The following is an 18,715-nucleotide window of genomic DNA, read 5'->3' as shown; positions in this document are numbered from 1 at the left end:
ATGAGGCGGGCACTCAAGCAGCGAGTCGGAAGGAGACAACTGATCGCCTTGGAGACCGAGCTGCTCGCCGAACTGCGCGCCTGCAAGCACCGCGTCCCGCACCTGGCGGGCGGTCTGGTGGCCAGCGTGGACGGTCTGCTGGTCGCGCACGACACCCACGGGACGGAGCCCTCCGGACTGGCCGCGATGACGGCGGCCTCGCTCTCGCTGGCCCAGCGGCTGGCCGACACCACCGGCCAGGGGGAGTTCCGGGAGTCCCTGGTGCGCGGCGAGAACGGCTACGTCGCGACCTACGCGGCCGGCGGCAGCTGTGTGCTGACCCTGCTGGCGCACCCGGACGTCAACGTGGGCCGCCTGCACCTGGAGGCCCGCCGCAGCGCCCAGCGCATCGCCGGGCTGCTCAACGACAGCCTCCTGCCCAAGGACCCGCGCGACGCGGGCTGACCCGGACCGACCCCGACCGACCCCGACCGACCACCTCACCACCGCAGAACCCCAGAAGCCCAGCACCCCAGCACCTCAGAACCCCAGAACTCCAGAACCCCGACAACCCAACCACCGAACGGGAGTTACCAGATGACCGACGCAGCCGGCGCACTCAAGCAGGCCATGACCAGCATCGAGGGCGCCATCGGCGCCGCCCTGGTGGACTACAACAGCGGCATGGCGCTCGCCACCCTCGACGGCCCCGGCGGCCTGGACCTCAATGTGGCCGCGGCCGGGAACACCGACGTGGTCCGCGCCAAGATGCGCACGATGGACATGCTCGGCCTGCAGGACGGGATCGAGGACATCCTGATCACGCTGTCCAGCCAGTACCACCTGATCCGCCCGCTGACCGGCCGCACCGGCAAGGGCCTGTTCCTCTACCTCGCGCTGGACAAGGCCCGGGCCAACCTGGCGATGGCCCGCCACCAGCTGGTCAAGATCGAGGCGGACCTGGAGGTCTGACGCCCGCCCGGGCGCCGGAGGAGTCCCCGGCGGCGGCTCACGCCCCGCCGGGCTCCCCCGCGGGCCCGGTCCCGCATCAGTCCCTCACCCCGCCCCTCACCCCGTCCCCGGCCCGGACGCGTGCTCCGCTCCCTGCTCCTCCCAGCGGACCTCGCCGCCCGGCAGCCCCGCGCACGCCACGCCCCCGGCGGTCAGTACGCTCCACGGCGCCAGCTGAGCGTGCGGCGGGACGGACAGCGCACCGCCCCCGGCGAAGCCCAGCTCCAGGCCGCCGGCCAGGGTGATCAGCGCGGTGTCGACGGTCCGCCCGACCAGCGCCAGCAGCGGGGCGCTCGGCTGGACGGTCAGTGCCGGGAAGAAGTGCCCGACCTCCTCCGGCGCGGTGAACGACGGCGCCGCGAAGCGGAATTCGTGCGCCACCCGGACGGTCACCCCGCCCGCCAGCCGCAGGTCCAGCCGTCCGCCCCCGCTGACCGACTCCACCAGACGGCCGGCCAGCACCTCCGTGATCGCGTTCTGCATGCCCTCAGTCTGTCCCACCCGGGCCCCGCCATCACTTCCTGCCGCCCGACCGAACGACCGCCCGACCGGCCACCGGCCCGCCCCGACCGGCCGTCCCCCCGCCGACCGGCCCCCCTCCCGCTAGTCCGCCGCCAGCCCGCCCACCAGCTCGACCGGTCCGCCCGTCCCCGCGCGGGCGGCCAGTGCGGCGGCCGTACGGCCCCAGGACGGCCCGGTCAGCAGGGTCCGCGCCTCGGCGGGATCGCAGAGCCGCCACTCCACCAGCTCCGCCTCCTGCAGCACGATCGAGCCGAGCATCCCGTCCGTGACCGTGCCCCCGTCGTACACGTACACCAGGACGGCGGTGTCCCGGCCGGTGGCGGGGTTCGCCGCCGGATCGGCGGCGGCGCCCGGCTGCCAGTCCAGGGCGAGCAGCTTGCCGGGCTCGACCTCCCAGCCGAGCTCCTCGTGGATCTCCCGCCGGGCCGCCGTCCGGGGCGTCTCCCGGTCCGCCTCGACGCCGCCGCCCGGCAGCGTCCAGTACGGTTCCTGGCCGCGCGGGCCGTCCCAGGGCCGCAGTCGTACCAGCAGCACCCGCCCGGCGGTGTCGGTGAACAGGGCCCGGGCCTTCGCCCGGATCCGCGGTCGGGTGGCGTAGTAGGTGTCCCGGTCGAGCGGGGGCTCCGGCCGCTGTTCGACCTCGGGGTGCAGTTCCTGGGCGGCGGCGAGTCCGAGGTACTCGGGCACCGGCCCGTCGGCGGGCAGCTCCCGCAGGGTGTGCCCGACCGGCCGGCTGTCCTCCAGTTCCAGCGGCCCGGCCGCCCGGGGTGTCCGCAGGCAGGCCGTCACCCGGCGCGACAGCAGGGGCGGCAGGGCCTGGCCCGCCCGGTCGGTGGTCAGCCAGGTCCATCCGCCGACCTCCGCCGCGTCCGGCCGGATCACCGCCGCCTGCTGCTCCGTCAGCGGCTCCGCCCAGTACAGGTAGGCGACGATCGGCGGACGGTCCTCGCGGAGCGCCCAGTCGACGCAGGCCAGCGGCCCCAGCCGCGGTGTGAACCCGAGCTCCTCGGCGATCTCCCGCCGCGCCGTCTCCCGCGGCGACCGGTCCGTCGGCTCCCAGCCGCCGCCGGGGATCGCCACCGGATGCTTCCCGTCGTACGGCAGCCGCACCACGAGCAGCCGCCCCTCCCGGTCCGGGAACAGCACCCCGGCCGCCGCCAGAATCCCCCGGCCGCCCGCTTCCGCGTTCTCCACCCCGGCTCCCTCCGTCACGCTCTCCCCGCTCTCCCGGGTCATGTCGTTCCCGGTCGTGCTCTCCCCGGTCACGACAACCGCGGCCACCCCCATGGTTCCCACCCGGCCGCCGCCCCGATCACCACAGCCGGGTGACGCCGTACGGACGAGCGCCCCCGGGCGGCGCCGTGCGGGCCACCGCCCCCGCGCGGGGCTACCCCAGGGAGGCCAGTGCCTGAGCCGCCGCCCGGGCCATCTGCTCGTCGTGCCGTCCGCTCGCGCCGCGCAGACGGGCGACGGTCTCGGAGGCCGCCAGTGCCAGCAGCCCGGGCAGCAGGTCGGTGCTGCGGGCGGCGACCCAGCGGGTGCCCCGGGTGGCCATCCACCAGAGGTCGGCGGCCAGTCCGGGCGGGGGCTCGGCCGGTGCGGAGGCGGGTGGCGGCCCGAGGGGGTGTCCGGCCTCGGCGAGGAGTTCGTGGAAGCGGTGGGCGATCAGGTGGTGGCCCTCGGCGCTGGGGTGCAGGCGGTCGACGCTCAGGAGCCGTCGTTCCTCCAGCCAGGGAAGGTCGGCGAGGTGCAGGTGCACCGCCCGGTGGCGCGCGGTGAGGGCGTGCACCACGGTGTTGACGGCCCGCATCCGCCGTGCCAACGGCCGGGCGAGCGGGGCCGGGAGGCGGAGCAGCGTGCCGGGGTCGGGCAGGCAGGCGGTGAGCAGTACGGCGCCGTGGCCGGAGAGTTCCCCCAGGGTGGCGTCCAGTTCCAGGGTGGTGCGCCGGATGTCGAAGCCGGCCCGGAGGGTGTCGTTGCCGCCGACCACCACGGCGGCCAGCTGCGGCCGGGCCGCCAGCGCGTCGGGAAGTTGGCGAGTCGTCAGATCACTGGTGAGCGCCCCGCTGTAGGCGAGGTTGGTGAACTCGGCCTCCCGGCCCTCGGGGAGCAGCGCATGGGCGAGGACGGCCGCCCAGCCGCGCCACCCCTCGCCCGTCGAGTCGCCGACCCCTTCGGTGAGCGAGTCCCCGAGCGCGACGAACCGGGCCAACTCGCCCGCCGGTGACCGCTCCCCGGTGACCCGGTCAGGTCCAGTGCCGAGCACGCTCATCCTGACCCCCTTCCCCGGCCTCGCCGTTCCGCACGCCGTACGGTTTCGCGCCCTCTCCGCTCCGCACCCCGTGCGCCGCCAGGAACGCGGTCACCGCGGCCGGCCAGCCGTACCGTTCCGCCTGTGTCCGGGCGGCGGACCGGCGTACGCCCTCCGGCCGGTCCAGCAACTGCCGTACCGCGGTGGCGAACCCGGCGCCGGTGTCGACGGCGGCCACCCCGGCGAGCCCGACCAGGCCGGGCAGCGCGGAGGAGCGGCTGACCACCACCGGTGTGCCGCAGGCCAGGGCCTCCATCGCGGCGAGCCCGAAGGTCTCCACCGGCCCGGGTGCGAGCGCCACGTCCGCGGACCCCAGCAGTCGGGCCAGCGCCTCGCGGCCGCTCAGGTGGCCGAGGAAGCGCACCGGGACCCGCAGCCGCGCGGCCCGGTCCGCCAGCCGTTCCCGGAGCGGGCCGGTTCCGGCGACCACGAGGACGGCCGGTACCCGGCGCGCCCGCAGCGCGGCCAGCGCCTCGACGGCCCGCTCGGGCTGCTTCTCCGCGGAGAGCCGCGAGCAGAGCACCAGCAGCACCTCCTCGGGCGCGGCGTACCGGGCCCGTTCGACGGCTCGTTCGGTCCGGGGCAGCGGCCGCATCGCGTCCAGGTCGACCCCGAGCGGTGCCCGGACCAGGTTCGGCGTGCCGATCCGCCGGAACTCGGCCGCCGCCCAGTCGGTGGTGCACAGCACGGAGTCGTACGCGCGGGCGGTCGCCGCGTTCAGCCGGTCGGCGGCGGTGCCGGCCAACGGTCCGGGAACGCCCCAGGTGCGCAGCACCCCGGTGGCGCTCTCGTGGGACACCATCACCGAGCGCACCCCGTGCCGCCGGGCCCAGGCGCCGGTCCAGCGCAGCGTGGTGCGGTCGGACACCTCCAGCCGGTCGGGGGTGAGCCTGGTCAGCTCGGCGGCCACCGCCCGGCGGTCGGTGAGCAGCCGGTAGCCGCCGCTGGCCGGCAGTACCGGGCCGGGCAGGGTGACCACCAGGCCCTGCTCGGTCTCCTCCTCGGAGCGCCGCTCCCCGGGCACGATCAGGACCGGCCGGTGCCCGGCGGCCCGGTACCCGGCGCCGAGGTGTCGCAGCGCGGTGCGCAGGCCGCCGGAGACCGGGGTGACGAAGTTGGCGAGCCGCACGATGGTGAGCGCCTCGCGGTTCGGGGCGGAGGTCATGCCGGCAGCTCCTCCGGCAGCGCGCTGCCGGCCGCCTCGCCCCCGGCGGCCGCACCAATCCCAGCGCCCCCGGCGGTCGAGACCGCACCGTCCGTAGGAGCGCCGACCCCCGCGACCGCGGGGGCGAGCAGCGGACCGAGGGCCCCGACCGGCACCCCCCGGTGCTCCGCCAGCACCTCGGCGTAGTGCCGCAGCAGCAGGTCGCCGACCGCCTCCCAGGTGCGGGCGGTCACCTCCGCCCGGCCGGCCCGGCCGTACGCGGTCCGCCGCGTAGGGTCGGCGGCCAGTTCGGCGACCGCCCGGGCCACGGCGGCGCCGTCCCGGGGCGGTACCAGCAGGCCGGTGCGGTGGTGCCCGACCAGGTCCAGCGGGCCGCCCGCCGCCGGGCCGATCACCGGCACCCCGCTCGCCATCGCCTCCTGGATGGTCTGACAGAAGGTCTCCAGCGGGCCGGTGTGCACGAACACGTCCAGGGTCGCGAAGCAGCGGGCCAGTTCCTCACCCGTCCGGCGGCCCAGGAAGACCGCGCCGGGCATCGAGGCCTTGAGTCCGGGCGCCGTGGGTCCGTCCCCGACGATCACCACCCGCACCCCGGGCAGTGCCGAGGCGGCCGCCAGCAGGTCGACCCGCTTCTCCGGCGCCAGCCGCCCCACGTAGCCGACCAGCACCTCGCCGCCGGGCGCGAGAGCCCGGTGCAGCGCCTCGTCCCGGTGCCGGGGGTGGAACCGCACCGAGTCCACCCCGCGCGGCCACAGCTGCACCCGGGGCACCCCGTGCGCGGTCAGGTCCTGCGCCGCCGGTGTGGACGGCGCCAGCGTCCGGGCGGCCGCCCGGTGCACGGCCCGGATCCGCCGCCACGCGGCGGCCTCCCCGAGGCCCCGGCCGGCCCGGTAGGCGTGCGCGTACCCGGCGAGGTCGGTCTGGTAGACGGCCACGGCGGGCACCCCGAGCCGGGCGGCCACCTGCATCCCGCGCGCGCCGAGCACGAACGGGCTGGCCAGGTGCACGATGTCCGGCCGGTGCCCGGCGACCGCGGCCGCGAGTTGCCGGCTCGGCAGGGCGATCCGCACCTGCGGGTACCCCGGCAGCGGCATCGACGGGATGCGCACCACGGGGATCGCGGCCGCCCCGGCGCTCCCGAAGCTCTCCGGCGGGCACTCCGCGCCCCGCGCCGGCGCGGGGGTGACGACGAGGGGCTGATGGCCGCGGCGGACCAGATGCTCGGCCGTCCGCAGCACGCTGTGGGCGACCCCGTTGACCTCGGGAGGGAAGGATTCGGTGACGATGACGACGCGCATGCCAGTGTTCTGTCCCCGCCCGGCGTGCACCCGGCCAAAGGGATCTGTCGTACAAGCGAACGCGGGTCGGCGATTTGCACCACCGACCCGCGTCCCCCGTCACCTGCCGCCGTTCCGGGCTCACAGCGAGCCGGCGGCCTCCTTGAGCTCGGCGTACGGCGCGAGCTTGCGGATCGACTCGATGCTCTTCAGGCAGTCGTCCTTGCTCTCCTCCGGGTCCCCGGTCACCACGACCGACCCGTTGCTCGCCTTGAGCTGGAACCGGTGCATCCCGGTTTCGTCCACGTACAGCTCGAACCTACCCGCCATGACAGAAACAGCCTTCCGTTCGGAGTGCCCCCTGGCACCGGACCGTAGGCTCAACACCCTTGTGTTGCACGCTAGATGAGCCATCCGAGTGGGCTCCTCGTGGCGGTCTTACTCCGGTTGGCGGCTTCTTCCAGGAAGCCGATGGGGATTCTGTGGGGATTTGGCTGCGGTGGGGTGCCCCGGGGCAGCCACCAATGGGGTGAATGACTGGCGACGTGCCGATCATCACCCCATAGGCGCGGTGCCCAGCTATGCCGGTGTCAGCTGCTGGGAGTTCTTGGCTGCCTTCTTCTCGCGGGCACGCCGTAGAGCGGAGAGCTTGCCCGTTCCAGGTCGTGGGTCGCCAGCCGACTGGGTCAGCGCGGGCGGTGTAATGGGAGCGGTCTCAGGTTCGGGTAGAAGGGGCCGCGTGGCGCGAGGGACCACTGACAGAGCGGCTTCGGCCTGGGCTCGTCGGTACTCCGGGAACACGTTGGTATAGATGTCCATCGTGATCTGGATGCCGCTGTGGCCAAGCTGCTCCGAAATCGCCTTTGGAGTGGAGCCCCGGCGTGGGCGATGCATGCCGCGCCGTGCCGTAGCCCGTGGAGGGTGAGAGGCGGTAGGTCGGCCAGGTCGACGAGTCGTTTGAAGAGCTTGGTGAGGTAGTCGGGGTGGTAGCCGGTTCCATCTTCGCGAGTGAAGACGAGTCCGGTGTCCACCCAGGCCTCGCCCATCCGGGCGCGTGCCTCGGCCTGGCGTGCCTGCCGAAGATCGAAAAGACGAGCCGACTCGCTATCGAGGTCGATGGTGCGTTCCGAGTCGGCCTTCGGGTCAGCATCGAACAGCTCGTGGGCGACGCTGACGATTTGCTGGTTGATCGTGACTTGGCGATCATCCAAGTCCACTTCGGTCCATGAGAGGGCGCAGACTTCGCCGCGGCGCGGGCCTCGAAGCGCCATGAAGTGGAACAGGTCAAAGAGCTCATGGTCTACGTATGTGTCTAGGAACTGCCCGGTGAGCTGAGGGGTCCAGACCATGACAGCCCCCGGGACTTCGCCCGTCTGGCGCCAGCGGGCGACACGGGCCGGCGTCCACAACATCGGCCGGGGAGGCCTCCTGCGGGGGAACTTGACCAGCGTGCCCAGTTCTTGGTCATGAGTTCTGCGCGGACGGCGTCGTTCAGCGCCGACGAGAGTACGTCCATGACTAACGACCTGGTGCGTGATTACGGCGGCGATGTGACCAGCGGCGTTGTGGGCGGCATGATCTGACGGCGTGATGATCAAGGTGAACCGTGCAGTCCTCGGCCATCGGGTGCTGACCGGCATCTCGTGCCGACACCTGGCGGAGCTCATCGCCGAGCTCGCAGCTCCCTGGCAGGCCGATGTTGAGGGACGGCGGCGTGCCGCCCGTGGTGGAGCGCGGCAACGGGCTGCCGTGCGGGTGCCAGGCACCGGCTCGTGTTCATCGACCGCGTGACCGCTACGCTCATCCACCTGCGCCACGACCTGCCGCACGCGGTCCTGGCCCTGCTGTTCGGTGTTGACCGCTCCACGATCAGCCGGGCCGTCGGCGAGGTCAGGGGCCTGCTCGCCGCCCGCGGCTTCGCGGTGCCAGACCGCCCCGGGATCCGGCTGCGGACTCCGGCGGACGTCTTCGCCTACGCCCAGGCCGAGGGCGTCGTGCTGCGACTGGACGCAACCGAGGTCCAGGTCCGCCGCCCGACCTCGCACCGGGGTGGGCGTCGGGCCTTCGTTTCCGGCAAGAAGAAGCAGAACACGATGAAGGCCACGATCGTCGCCGACGCGAAGGGCCGCACCCTGTGGGCCGGCAACCTCCGCCCGGGACGCATGCACGACGCCACCGCGATATGGAGCGAAGGCATCGACGAGCTCTTCAGCCAGTTCCCCAAGGTCCAAGTACTTCTCGACGACGGCTACTTGGGACTCCGCAGGGACCATCCCGGCAAGGCCGTCACACCACCCAGGAAGCCGAACAAGATCGCCGCACCGGAAGTCCACGAAACCCGGGAACGGGCCCGCCACGAGCACTCGTCCCAGCGCATTCCCGTCGAGCACGCCCTCGCCGACCACAAGCGCTGGAAGGGCCTGGCCCGCTGGACCCACCGGCGCGACTCCCTCCCGGCGACCTACCTCGCCGTCGCCGGCCTTGTCTCCGACCGCACCGCCGCCATCTGACCAACGGCCGCCGCTCAGGCCGTCACATCGCCGCCGTAATCACGCACCAGGTCGTACCGGCGGTGCCGAGTGCTCACGCTTCTCGCCGCTGACCGGGCCAGAGATCCTGAGAGGCAGCGTCCATGAACTCGACCTGCGCCCTACCCAGTTCGGGTGCGCCCGCCGCTTCGCCGCGGGCGGCTTCCACCAGGCGAGCGGCACAGCGGTAGGTGGCTCCCCGCAGCGGCTCGTTCCTGGCCGCCAGATCGATCTCCGCCTGCGCCAGCCACAGCTCGTCCACGAGCTGATCAAGCACACCGCCCCCCGAACGTTCGCCGTTGGGCAGGCGGGCGGATGCCTCCTTCTCCACCCGGAACGCGACGCTCAGGAACTTGAGGATCACGTCCTTGAGCTCGGCGCGGTGCGCGGCCGCCTCCTGGACCGCCAGCTGCCGAGTACTCGCCCGCGACACCAGGTACTGCCAGAACATTGATCCGACCGAACCTAGTGCAACTCCCGCCAGGGGCAACACCGCTGGCCCCAGACTCCCCCAAGATCCCATGCCTGAAGTCGCTCAGCAGTGCCCTGCCCCCATCCAGAGGCCCCGAAGTCCGGGCACGCTTCCGACTCCAGGCGGATCCGATGTCCTCTGACAGGCGATCTCGACCGATTGCGAAGTGACTTTGACCGCTCGACTTCGGTGTTCTTCCCGGACTGTCTACCGGGTCCCTGGCTCAGGACGCTAGCGGAGCGCGTTCGCCGGCGACTGGATCAGGATGCAGGTGAATCCGACGCCCCAGTCGTCGCGGTCGTCGCAGCGCAACTCACGGTCGCTGAAGGCGTCCAGCAGCTCCGCCAACGGGATGATGGTGACCTCGGCGTGCGGTTCGGCGACGTGCAGCACCTCGATCACGCCCTCGCGGACGAGCCGGACCAGCGGGGTGAGGTCCGCCGCCACGTACGCCCGCAACTCCTCGCCCTCCAGCCCGGACGGCAGATCGGCGAGGATCCCGAACGGGCCGGTCAGCCAGCCGCTCGCCTCCATGGCACACACCCGGATCCGCTCCTCGTCCTCCGTCAGGTCCAGCTGGTGGATGGTGGCCCGGGCGTCCGGCGCGTACGCCCGGGCCTCCCAGCGGCGGCGCCCCTCGGCGGTGACCCGCAGCGAGAGGACGGGCAGGTCGGCCTCATCGCCCGACGGCATCAGCCACGTCGCCGCGTCGGTGATCATCTGCTCCAGCTCGGGGCCGGTGACCGCTGGGCTGTCCTCCTGGACGAAGCTGGTGCCCATGGCCCGACGCACCGTCAACCACCCGTCCGCGATGAGCCGGCGCGCCGCCGCCGCCAGCTCCGGCACGCGCTCCAGCTCTTCCACGGGCGACGCGTTGCGGTGCCCGGGCACCTCCGGCGAGCCCGCCCAGCGCAGCACGGCCGTGATGTGCTGCGCGCTGCCGCGCGGGCTGGTGTCGGTGACAGCGCGGCGGACCAGCACCTGCTCGGTGACGGTCAGTTCGTCCCAGTTCTCCATGGCAGGCGATCCTGGCACATCCACCCGCTCCGACCTGCAGGATTTTCGCCCGCGGACCCGGCCCCGGCGGGACCGCCCGCCGGCAGGGTGCCGCCGTGTGTCTTCACGGCAATCCCCCACCGCTCCCTACCGGTCAAGATCAGGTGGCAGGAACCTGCTGGTGGTAAAGATCGAATGGCAAACGGTCAAGGCCTCCTGTCAGAGGACATCCGACCGCCTGCGGCCAGTAGTTACGGGACAGCCCTTGGCCTCCGCGCTCACCGGGAGGCCACCTACCGGCGGGCCGGCGGGCAGCCGGCGGGCCCCTCAAGATCTGGACCGCCAACGCCAGGGAGTGGCACGAGCCCGGCCGTGCCCCGGGCGGCGGCTACCTCGTCAAGGTCCACCAGCCCGCACCCGAGGATCCCGCGCCAGAGCAGTTGACCTTGATCTGACCCAAGACGACTGTCGCCCTGGAAGAAACCGTTGGGTGAGGAGAAACAGGGCTTCTCCGAAGGCAAGATCCTTAACCGTGGGGTCGCGTAGGGTCGAACGCAGGTTATGGCCCGGCACAAGCAGTTATGCGAAAGCCGCCGAGAGCGGATGCGAAGTTCCGTATCCGCCCTCGGCGTTCGTGGTAGCGGGGACAGGATTTGAACCTGCGACCTCTGGGTTATGAGCCCAGCGAGCTACCGAGCTGCTCCACCCCGCGTCGGTGGTCCCGACTGTACGGCACAAACGGGTGGTCACAAACCAGATCCCTGCGCCGCCAGTGCCGGCGGGCTCACTGAGCGAGTTCTCCGGCGAGGGCGGGAGAGGGCTGGGGCACCTCGCGGCGCCTGGTAGCAACAGCCCTGCCCGCGCCGCCCGAAGCCGGAGGGGGCAGGGCGTATCGCCCATCCCGTCATGCAGATGGAAAGGCGGTTACCGATTGCCCGAGTAGTTCTGTGGGCCTGCAGCATCGAATGCAGCTTTGGCTGCGGCCCTCGTCCAAGGCTTGCCACTCGGGTCCTCTCCCAGATTGACATAGAGAGCCAATGAGTGGAACAGGTATCGATGGCCTGTGCCCGTCCAGCCGGATTGAGTTGCCGAGCTAATGTCGGCGCCCCTGTCGCATAATTCTGATCCGACTCCGCTTTTCGGGCACCAGTAGCCCCAGCTATTGCTGTACTCGTCACTAAGCGAGTTGTAGGTTGCGTCAGCGGTTGCTTTGTCCGACATCGGTATGATCACGACGACCACCATGATCGTGGCATTGTGTGGGCTGTACGTTCCGATGATCTGGTTGGTGCATCCGCTGTCCCGCAGGACGGCCTTGACATGCTGCGTCCCTGCGTCCAGGCAACTCCGCGAGAAACCGCTGGTTTGCGTGTAGTACACCCCTTTGTCATCGGTGAAGGAATCAGGGAGCAGTGCCGCTGGGGTCAGCGGGGTTTTGTCGGTCTGCGCGCTGTCGAGGGTCGCGGGATCGAAGGCCGGGGGTGTGTAGACCGGGGGTGTGTAGACCGGGGGTGTGTAGACCGGGGGAGTGTAGACCGGGGGAGTGTAGGTGGGAGCTGGAGGAGAGTAAGGGGTGCTGAGCGGATCTGAGACCGCGCGGGAAGGGATTGAGAGCGTCGACCCGGGCTGAGCGGTGGAATTTTCCCTTTGGTTGGCGGCGGCCACCCAGATGATTATTCCTGTGATGGCGGCGAAAAAGAGGAGGTTGCCGATCGCGCGCTCCCTTTTCCTGCCTCGCAATTCCTGTCCGGCGACAGTATTCCTGGCGAAGGGATTAGCAGGATGATTAGTCGGCCTGATGTCGGGGGATCCCGACCGCTTTCTGGACAGCAGAACGAGTGCTTCGTCGGCGCTCGGCCGCGCGTCCGGATTACGGGCCAGGAGAACCTTAAGTAACGGCTCCAGGCGGCCGGCGCGCTGCGCCGGCCGGGGTTCCTGGGTGAGAGCCGCTACAGGATTCTCCCGAGGGAACGGGAGCTGTCCTTCGATCGCCTCGTAGAGCGTCACCCCCAGTGAGTACATGTCCGACGACGAGCTGGGGGCGACACCCTGCCAGCGTTCTGGTGCGGTGTACCCGGGGGTCCCGATGACGATGTTGCTTGGGGTGAGCTTGGTGTCGGCGCTTTCAACCGCAATGCCGAAGTCGGTCAGGACGGTATCCCCGTGAGGCGTCAGCATCACGTTCGCGGGTTTCAGGTCCCGGTGGATGATCCCGGCGTCATGGGCGGCTCCCAGCGCGCCCAGTAGCGCCTCGGCGACGGCTACCGCCGCCGACTCAGTGAGTCGACCGTTCGTCCTGATCTCCTCGGCGAGCGAGTGCCCTTCCACCAGTTGCATCACAATCCAGGGGGCGCCGTCGACTTCGACGACGTCGTGCACTGTGACGATATTCGGGTGTTCGCGCAGCCGAGCTGCATGGCGCGCTTCCCGCGCGGCCCGCACGAGGAGCTCGGCCCGCTCCTCCGCCGATACCCCTCCAAGGCGAATCTCCTTGAGAGCTACCGGAACGCCGAGCGCCACATCATGCGCAGCCCAGACCTGGCCGAATCCACCGGCCCCCAAACTGTGACCTAACCGGTAGCGTCCGCCAATCAGCCGCCCGTTCCCAGAGTCCATCTGCCGCACCTTCCCCCAAATGCGAATGCTGGCGATGCTGTTGACCTACTTTGACGCAGTCATGCAGGGGGCGCCAGGGGCTGCGCGCGGCCTCTCCCCTAAGGCGTGGAGCCGGAGTGACTGTGGCCGTCCCATCAGCGAGCAACGGTCGGTGCGGGCGGCGTGATCACTGGCATGCGATAGACGGGATTCTGCACCGGGCGAGGAACCGGGGGCACTGGCGTGACCTGCCGGAAGGCCTTTCTGAGCTAGCCTCGCTGTTTCGGTTCGTGTCAATTGAGCTGGGGTGATGCCTGCGTCGGAGGCCCTGGGGCTGTCGGCGGACGTTGGGCATGCCGAGGTCCCGGCGCTGGGGCCGGGTGCTCCTGGGTCCTCGGGGCGTGGGTGGTCAGCGGCGACGTCGGCGGTCAGGTGGCCGGTCGGGGCAGCGCGGCGAGGCGATGGAACGCCGTGGTCAGTTCGTGGCGCCAGGGCCAGGTGGCGGCGATCCGCAGGCGGAGGCGGCGGGCTCCGCGGGTGATTCGGGCGGCTGTGTGCAGGAGACGGTGGCGGAGCTTCTTGGGTTCGCCGGTGGCCAACTCGCCATCCAGCAGCAGGGTTCGCGTCCAGGCGAGCAGGTCGATCGCGGTCAGGGACAGCTCCAGCCAGGCCTGGTTGATGGCGAAGCGGCGGGAGGGGGAGCGGCCGAAGCCAGTGGTCTTGCCGCAGCGGATGTGGTCCTCGATGCGGGCGTGGGCGCGGTGGCGGACCTCCAGGTATTGGATGGAGCCGCCGCCGGTGACGGGTGTGTCGGTGAGGAAGGCCTGGTGGCGCATGCCTTCGTCCTGGTCGAACAGGGACAGCTGCGCGCCGGGGTGGGGGCGCTCGCGGCGGACGATGACGCGGGTGCCGTCCGGGTATCCGGTGAGGTCGACCAATCCGGTCAGCTCGGCGACCTCGGCGCCGGCGCGAAGGGTGCCGTCCTGTTCGAGTGCGGGGTGCCAGACCTTCTCGGGCAGGACGCGGATGGCCTTGCGGACAAGTTCGGTGACGGCGTGTCCGACGGAGAAGGTGGTGTGGATCCCGCTCTTTCGCAGGTCGCGGAGGTGGTTGAGGAAGGCCTTCGCGCCGCTGGCGCTGTCGGCGCGGACGAGGATCTCGGTGCCGTGGCGGTGGGCGTCGGGGATCTGCGCGAGGGCCTGGTCCAGGACGGTGATGTGGTCGGTGGCGGTGTTCGCTCCGGCGTTGCCCGGCCGCAGGATCCCGGCGAGGGCTTCTCCGGCGTTGTCGAGGAAGCAGAGCAGCGGGTGGTAGCCGAAGCCGCGTTTGTAGGTGGCGGCGGCCTGTTCCTTCTCGGAGTGGCAGGTGACCAGGGTAGCGTCGACGTCCAGGACCAGGCCCGATAGTTCACGTCCTCCGGCGTGGGATGCCGGTATCGCCTGTCCGGTCTCGTCGGCTTGCAGCCAGGCGACCTCGCGGGCCTGGGCCCGTGCTGCCCGCAGCGTGTTCAGGGCTGCCTTGTCGATGCCGGCGAGCATGCGCCAGGCGGTCGGAGTGGAGGCGACGGGGCCGAACACGTCGCGTTGGTCGCGCAGCACGGCCAGGTCGGCGATCGCTTCGCCGCCGTCGGCGAGCATCACCGCGAGGTCCACCGCGACGCGGCCGGGATCGTGCCCGGTCCCGCGCGGCCGCAGCCGGCGCAGGGCGTCGGAGAAGGCACTGGTCAGCGTGGTGGCGTCGGCCAAGTCCGCGAGCAGACGCGAGCCGGCGTGGCTGACCACCCCGTTCCCGTCGGCGCTGACGACGAGCTTGGGGCGTGACCGGGTCGTGTGCACGCAGAAGGTGCCTTCCCGCTGGAACGACAGAGACAAGCTTCATCGTCGCAGCCCAGAAGGCACTTTCGCTTTTCCGATCACGGTCTGGACCCGACCCGCAGAGTAGTAGCGCCGAATACGGTCAGTCTGGCAGCGCCCGGACGAGAACGAGCGATCCGAGCAGGTGGGGCTGGGCGCGCAGGTGGCCGTGCCGGTGGTCCCATGCGCCGGAGGCGAGATCTTCGCGTAGGTGCTGTGTGTACTTTTCGCGGGTTTCCGCGTCGATGAAGCTCCAGGCTGAGCAGGCCTGCCGGGCGGCCGGGTCCAGGAGCATTTCCGGGCGGGCGTAGTATGCCTCGTTGAACCCGTCGGCGCAGTCGGTGGGGATCGGGACGGTCTCGATCTGTGCCCGCCCGCCCAAGGCGTCGGTGATCTCGCGAATCGCCGGATAACGTCGGGCTTCGGTTTCGAGCACCAGCGGTGCGTACTGGTAGAGCCAGAACTCGCGCACGCGGTCGGGGTCGCAGGTGAGCACGACGACCGGACCGGCGGCCACGCGCCGCATCTCGAGCAGACCGGATTTCAAGTCGCTCCACTGGTGAACGCTGAACGTAGTCATGGCGCCGTCGAAGGAGTTGTCCGGGAAGGGCAGGTGTTCGGCGACAGCGTTGACAGCGGGTGGCAGGTGTAGTGGCCGTTGGGCGCGCATGGAGGCGGACGGCTCGACCGCGGTGATCGTGAACGCGCTCGATTCGTAGGAGCCGGTGCCGGCGCCGACGTTCACGACGGTGCTCGCCCCGGTCAGGGCCTGCTTGATCAGGGCCGCGATACGCGGATCGGGCCTGCGGAATTTCGAGTAGCCGTCGCCGATGGTGCCGTAGTCCGCATCTCCTGCGCTGCCGTCAGGCGTTCGCCGCGTCACGGGGTGACCTCCTGCTTTGTTGGGCGTGTGAGATTTGCCGAGTAGTCGGCTCAGTGGTCGCGAAGCCAGGCCAGCACCTGTGCGGCGTGGCGGCCGGGCTCGCAGACGGGGTGGAAGACATGCTCGATCGCCTGATCCCGCACGATGAGGGTCAACCGCCGGTACAACCGCATTCCTGCCGCCGAGAAGGTCGGCAGATCGAGCGCCGAGCCGAGTGTGAACCCCGGGTCGGAGAGCATGGCGAACGGCAGGCCCAACCGCTGGACCAGTTCGAGTTGGTAGGCGCTGTCCTGGCTGGACAGGCCGTACACGTGCGCGGCGCCGGCATCGAGCAGTTGCCGGTGATGGTCGCGGAATCCGCAGGCCTGCGGGGTGCACCCACTCGCGCCGGGAATGGTCTTCCAGCCTTCGGGCAGGTCCCTGTCCGGTCGGCCGGTGAGCGGATAGAGGTAGAGCACCGTTCGACCGGTGCCCAGGTTGTCGATCCGAACCGTGTCCCCGGTGGTGGCGGGCAACGCCAACCCGGGAAGGCGGCGGCCGGTGAGATAGTCGAGCGGCTCATGGTCGGGGCGTGAGGCGGGTTGCGCGTGGTCGCCCGAGGAAAGGCTCGGTGCGGCGGGCGTTGCGGCGGGAGATACCACGCTGTCGCGGTATGCGGCTTCCCTTAGGCGGTGAAGGAGCACAGCGCGCCGGTCTGTCAGTTCGTTGATGCGCGCGGTCAGCTCGTCGATCGCGGTCGCGTACTCGGCCAGAGACGCCGGGCACTGGTCGCTTTCGGTGGCGCCAGCGTCCAGGCATTCCAGGAACGGGCGCGCGTGTTCGGCGGTGATCCCCAGCTCCCGCAACGACCGCAGTTCCCGCGCGATCCGGACGTCATCGTTGTCGAACTCCCGGTATCCGTTGGGCATCCGGCGCGGGCTGAGCAGCCCCAACTGCTCGTAGCGGCGCACCGCCTTCGGGCTTACCCCCGCCTGCCTCGCCATCTCGCCTATCTTCATTCCCGCCCTCCGCGTCGTCTGCCGCGATAACCAACCTAAACCTTGCCCCTGGGGTCAAGGTCAAGCGCGCAGAAGAGCCGCCATCGCCGGTGATGCTGTCGAAGCGGTGGCCGCTCGCGTCGGTGAGAGCGGGTGGCCGTTCGCCGAGGCGCTTTGGCCAACGGCCGTGGGGCCTCCGCGACTTTCGCCTGCACGACCCGATGGCTACTGCCTGCGGGTTTCGAGCCGCTACCGGTCCCTGCGCCGCACGTCAGAAGTGCCATCCGAGTGGGAACCCCCGGGCGGTCGTCGGCCGTCTGCCCGATGCCTCAGGGTAGTGGGTGGGGGATCATCAGCGGGGACGCGGGCGCGCGGGGGAGTCCGAGGCGGAAAGAGACGGGCGACCGACCGCGGTGCGCGGCCCGTTAGCCGGTTGCCACGACGGAGCGAATGACCGAAGGCTCCCCCGGCCGTGTGCCGGGGGAGCCTTCGCCACCGCTCAGTAGTGCCCTTGGTTCTGCCTGTCCGTCACCGGATGCACGGGCGTGGCGGCGTCGGCGGTGTCGGAGGTGTCGGAGGTGTCGGCGGGTTCGTCGGCTCGATGGGCAGCGGAGACCGGCGCCTGTGGCGCGGCGGCGTGCGACGGTGTCGCGAGGCCGAACGCGGCGCTCGCCACGACGGCGCTCATGACGGTCATCTTCGCGAGCCCGCCACCGAAGTCCGGCATGTGATACCTCCCCCGTTCATCTCCCGCCCCATCGGCGGGAGTTGATGCCGTCAGCAAACCACCGGCCGGGGGCGGGAGCAACCCTCCGGGGCCCCTGGTCGCGGGCGGCGGTGGGTCACTCGCCCTTGAGCTGCTGGACCAGGCCGAGCCGGTCGATGACGGCGTGCCGCTCGCTGATGCGGTCGCCGACGAAGCGGAACAGGGCGAAGGCCTCCGTGCTGACGCGCTTGCCGGTGGCCGGGACGCCCATCAGCGGGCCGGAGTGGGTGGCCGTCATGCGCCAGCGGACGACGACGTCCTCGCCCTCGCCGAGCAGGTCGAGGATCTCGAACGACGGGTCGGCGTGGGTGGCGTGCACCTCGCGGATGGCGTCCTTGAAGCCCTGCGGGCCCCGGACGTTCTGGTGCTTGCCCTCGGTGGTGGTGAAGTCCGCGGTGAACAGTTCGTCGGCGACGTCCAGGTCGCCGGCCTCAAGTGCCTTGTAGAGGCGGCGGACGGCGTTCTTGCGGTACTCGACGGTGGTCATGGGTCCCCTCCCGAGGTGGATTGCGAGCGGATCGCCGAGCGACTTACTGAGCGATCCCTCAGTAAGTTAACCTGTTCCTGAGCGATTACTCAAGTAGTCGAGGCGGCGGGAAGAGACGGAGGCCGGAGATGGCTCAGGCGCGAAGCGGTCGGCCCTCGACCGGGGTGCGGGAGGCGGTGCTCAAGGCGACCGAGGAGGCGCTCGGGGAGGCCGGACTGGCGCTGTCCACCAAGGAGATCGCGCGCCGGGCGGGCGTCGCGGAGTCGAGCATCTTCTACCACTTCGGCGACCGGCTGGGCCTGCTCCAGGCCGTCATCGGGCTGCACCTGCCCGCCTTCGCCGACGCGACGGCCATCCTCGGTGCGCCGGAGGCCGACCCGGAGACCGACGCGCGGACCGACCCGGAGACCGACGCGCGGACCGGCCCGGAGGCCGACCCGGGGGCCGGCCCGGGAACCGACCTTGAGGCCGATCTCACCGCCCTGCTCACCCGCCTCGAACAGTTCTACCGCCGGATCATGCCGATCCTCGGCGCCGTCCAGTCCGACGTCCAGCTGCGCGGGCTGCTCTCCGAGCGCGGCGGCGAGATCGGCCCGCACCTCGCCCTCGGGGCGGTCGCCGACGCCGTCCGGGCCCGGCAGGCCGCGGGTCGGCTCCCGGCCGCGCTGGACCCGGCCGCCGCGGCCGTCCTCCTCGTCGGCGCCGCCCATCAGCGCGCCCTCCACGCCCATCTGCTGGGGGAGGCCGCGGCCCGCTTCCTCCCTCCGGTCGAGACGGTCGCCCGCACCCTCGCCCCGGCCTTCGGGCGGCACCCGAACAGGTAGCGCCCGGACGGGCAGTGCTCGAACGGGAAGCGCCTGACCGGGCGCTCGAACGGCAAGCGCCCGGTCAGG

The 18,715-nt window shown here is 71.3% G+C and carries 18 protein-coding genes, 1 tRNA gene and 2 pseudogenes; 5 read left to right on the top strand and 16 right to left on the bottom strand.

Translation table 11 applies throughout. The annotated features are described in order from the left end of the window. The first annotated feature begins 48 nt into the window (after window positions 1-48). Complete coding sequence (locus ACYP53_RS35160) at window positions 49-444, top strand: roadblock/LC7 domain-containing protein (protein ID WP_308437579.1); 396 nt, start codon at window positions 49-51, stop codon at window positions 442-444. 132 nt (window positions 445-576) lie between these two features. After that, window positions 577-951, top strand: a complete 375-nt coding sequence (locus ACYP53_RS35155) for a hypothetical protein (RefSeq protein WP_189917531.1) — start codon at window positions 577-579, stop codon at window positions 949-951. Window positions 952-1,047: 96 nt separating this feature from the next. On the opposite strand, the gene ACYP53_RS35150 is transcribed toward ACYP53_RS35155, so the two are convergent. The 7 genes from ACYP53_RS35150 to ACYP53_RS35120 all read right to left on the bottom strand — a co-directional run bounded on the left by ACYP53_RS35150 (window position 1,048) and on the right by ACYP53_RS35120 (window position 7,536). Further along, window positions 1,048-1,473: a DUF6188 family protein gene (locus ACYP53_RS35150; protein ID WP_189917533.1), complete on the bottom strand. Its 426-nt coding sequence runs from the start codon at window positions 1,471-1,473 to the stop codon at window positions 1,048-1,050. A 120-nt stretch (window positions 1,474-1,593) separates the two neighbouring features. Beyond that, the gene (locus ACYP53_RS35145) at window positions 1,594-2,793 is read right to left on the bottom strand and encodes an NUDIX domain-containing protein (protein ID WP_459650440.1); all 1,200 of its coding nucleotides are present in this window, start codon (window positions 2,791-2,793) and stop codon (window positions 1,594-1,596) included. 106 nt (window positions 2,794-2,899) lie between these two features. Further along, entirely contained in the window at window positions 2,900-3,784 is an 885-nt protein-coding gene (locus ACYP53_RS35140) for an SGNH/GDSL hydrolase family protein (RefSeq protein WP_459650439.1), read from the bottom strand. Then, complete coding sequence (locus tag ACYP53_RS35135) at window positions 3,759-4,988, bottom strand: glycosyltransferase (protein WP_459650438.1); 1,230 nt, start codon at window positions 4,986-4,988, stop codon at window positions 3,759-3,761. The genes ACYP53_RS35140 and ACYP53_RS35135 overlap by 26 nt, the downstream gene beginning before the upstream one ends. After that, complete coding sequence (locus ACYP53_RS35130) at window positions 4,985-6,286, bottom strand: glycosyltransferase family 4 protein (protein ID WP_459650437.1); 1,302 nt, start codon at window positions 6,284-6,286, stop codon at window positions 4,985-4,987. The genes ACYP53_RS35135 and ACYP53_RS35130 overlap by 4 nt, the downstream gene beginning before the upstream one ends. Window positions 6,287-6,406: 120 nt before the next feature. Then, window positions 6,407-6,595, bottom strand: a complete 189-nt coding sequence (locus tag ACYP53_RS35125; protein WP_189917543.1) for a YegP family protein — start codon at window positions 6,593-6,595, stop codon at window positions 6,407-6,409. 356 nt (window positions 6,596-6,951) lie between these two features. Then, window positions 6,952-7,536 carry a tyrosine-type recombinase/integrase gene (locus ACYP53_RS35120; RefSeq protein ID WP_459650952.1) on the bottom strand — a complete coding sequence of 195 codons (585 nt, stop codon included), beginning with the start codon at window positions 7,534-7,536 and terminating at the stop codon, window positions 6,952-6,954. A gap of 319 nt (window positions 7,537-7,855) precedes the next feature. On the opposite strand from ACYP53_RS35120, the pseudogene ACYP53_RS35115 reads away from it, so the two are divergent. Further along, window positions 7,856-8,775, top strand: a pseudogene (locus ACYP53_RS35115) (transposase). Between the two features lie 73 nt (window positions 8,776-8,848). Here the strand turns inward: ACYP53_RS35115 and ACYP53_RS35110 are convergent. Together ACYP53_RS35110 and ACYP53_RS35105 are read right to left on the bottom strand one after the other, a co-directional pair. Continuing rightward, a complete protein-coding gene (locus ACYP53_RS35110) occupies window positions 8,849-9,244 on the bottom strand; it encodes a hypothetical protein (RefSeq protein ID WP_459650436.1) in 396 nt (131 codons plus the stop codon). Window positions 9,245-9,496: 252 nt separating this feature from the next. Further along, the gene (locus ACYP53_RS35105; RefSeq protein WP_459650435.1) at window positions 9,497-10,282 is read right to left on the bottom strand and encodes a hypothetical protein; all 786 of its coding nucleotides are present in this window, start codon (window positions 10,280-10,282) and stop codon (window positions 9,497-9,499) included. 281 nt (window positions 10,283-10,563) lie between these two features. Here ACYP53_RS35105 and ACYP53_RS35100 point away from each other — a divergent pair. Next, a pseudogene (locus ACYP53_RS35100) lies at window positions 10,564-10,716 on the top strand (DUF6349 family protein); the annotation flags it as partial. A 180-nt stretch (window positions 10,717-10,896) separates the two neighbouring features. Here the strand turns inward: ACYP53_RS35100 and ACYP53_RS35095 are convergent. The 7 genes from ACYP53_RS35095 to ACYP53_RS35065 all read right to left on the bottom strand — a co-directional run bounded on the left by ACYP53_RS35095 (window position 10,897) and on the right by ACYP53_RS35065 (window position 17,822). Next, window positions 10,897-10,973, bottom strand: a tRNA-Met gene (locus ACYP53_RS35095). Window positions 10,974-11,185: 212 nt separating this feature from the next. Further along, window positions 11,186-12,877: a serine/threonine-protein kinase gene (locus ACYP53_RS35090; RefSeq protein ID WP_459650434.1), complete on the bottom strand. Its 1,692-nt coding sequence runs from the start codon at window positions 12,875-12,877 to the stop codon at window positions 11,186-11,188. 407 nt (window positions 12,878-13,284) lie between these two features. Continuing rightward, a complete protein-coding gene (locus tag ACYP53_RS35085) occupies window positions 13,285-14,691 on the bottom strand; it encodes an IS1380 family transposase (protein WP_459650433.1) in 1,407 nt (468 codons plus the stop codon). Between the two features lie 121 nt (window positions 14,692-14,812). Beyond that, the gene (locus ACYP53_RS35080) at window positions 14,813-15,592 is read right to left on the bottom strand and encodes a class I SAM-dependent methyltransferase (protein WP_459650432.1); all 780 of its coding nucleotides are present in this window, start codon (window positions 15,590-15,592) and stop codon (window positions 14,813-14,815) included. A gap of 50 nt (window positions 15,593-15,642) precedes the next feature. Then, complete coding sequence (locus tag ACYP53_RS35075; protein ID WP_459650431.1) at window positions 15,643-16,590, bottom strand: MerR family transcriptional regulator; 948 nt, start codon at window positions 16,588-16,590, stop codon at window positions 15,643-15,645. A gap of 478 nt (window positions 16,591-17,068) precedes the next feature. Next, window positions 17,069-17,296 carry a hypothetical protein gene (locus ACYP53_RS35070; RefSeq protein ID WP_459650430.1) on the bottom strand — a complete coding sequence of 76 codons (228 nt, stop codon included), beginning with the start codon at window positions 17,294-17,296 and terminating at the stop codon, window positions 17,069-17,071. A 115-nt stretch (window positions 17,297-17,411) separates the two neighbouring features. Then, entirely contained in the window at window positions 17,412-17,822 is a 411-nt protein-coding gene (locus ACYP53_RS35065; RefSeq protein ID WP_189917548.1) for an ester cyclase, read from the bottom strand. Window positions 17,823-17,950: 128 nt separating this feature from the next. Here ACYP53_RS35065 and ACYP53_RS35060 point away from each other — a divergent pair, with 128 nt between their 5' ends. Continuing rightward, complete coding sequence (locus ACYP53_RS35060; protein ID WP_189917550.1) at window positions 17,951-18,646, top strand: helix-turn-helix domain-containing protein; 696 nt, start codon at window positions 17,951-17,953, stop codon at window positions 18,644-18,646. The last annotated feature ends 69 nt before the right edge of the window (window positions 18,647-18,715 follow it).

This window comes from Kitasatospora sp. Ki12 (assembly GCF_054601375.1).
The sequence above is the reverse complement of the archived record's forward strand: the minus strand, read 5'-3'. Positions and strand labels throughout refer to the sequence as shown.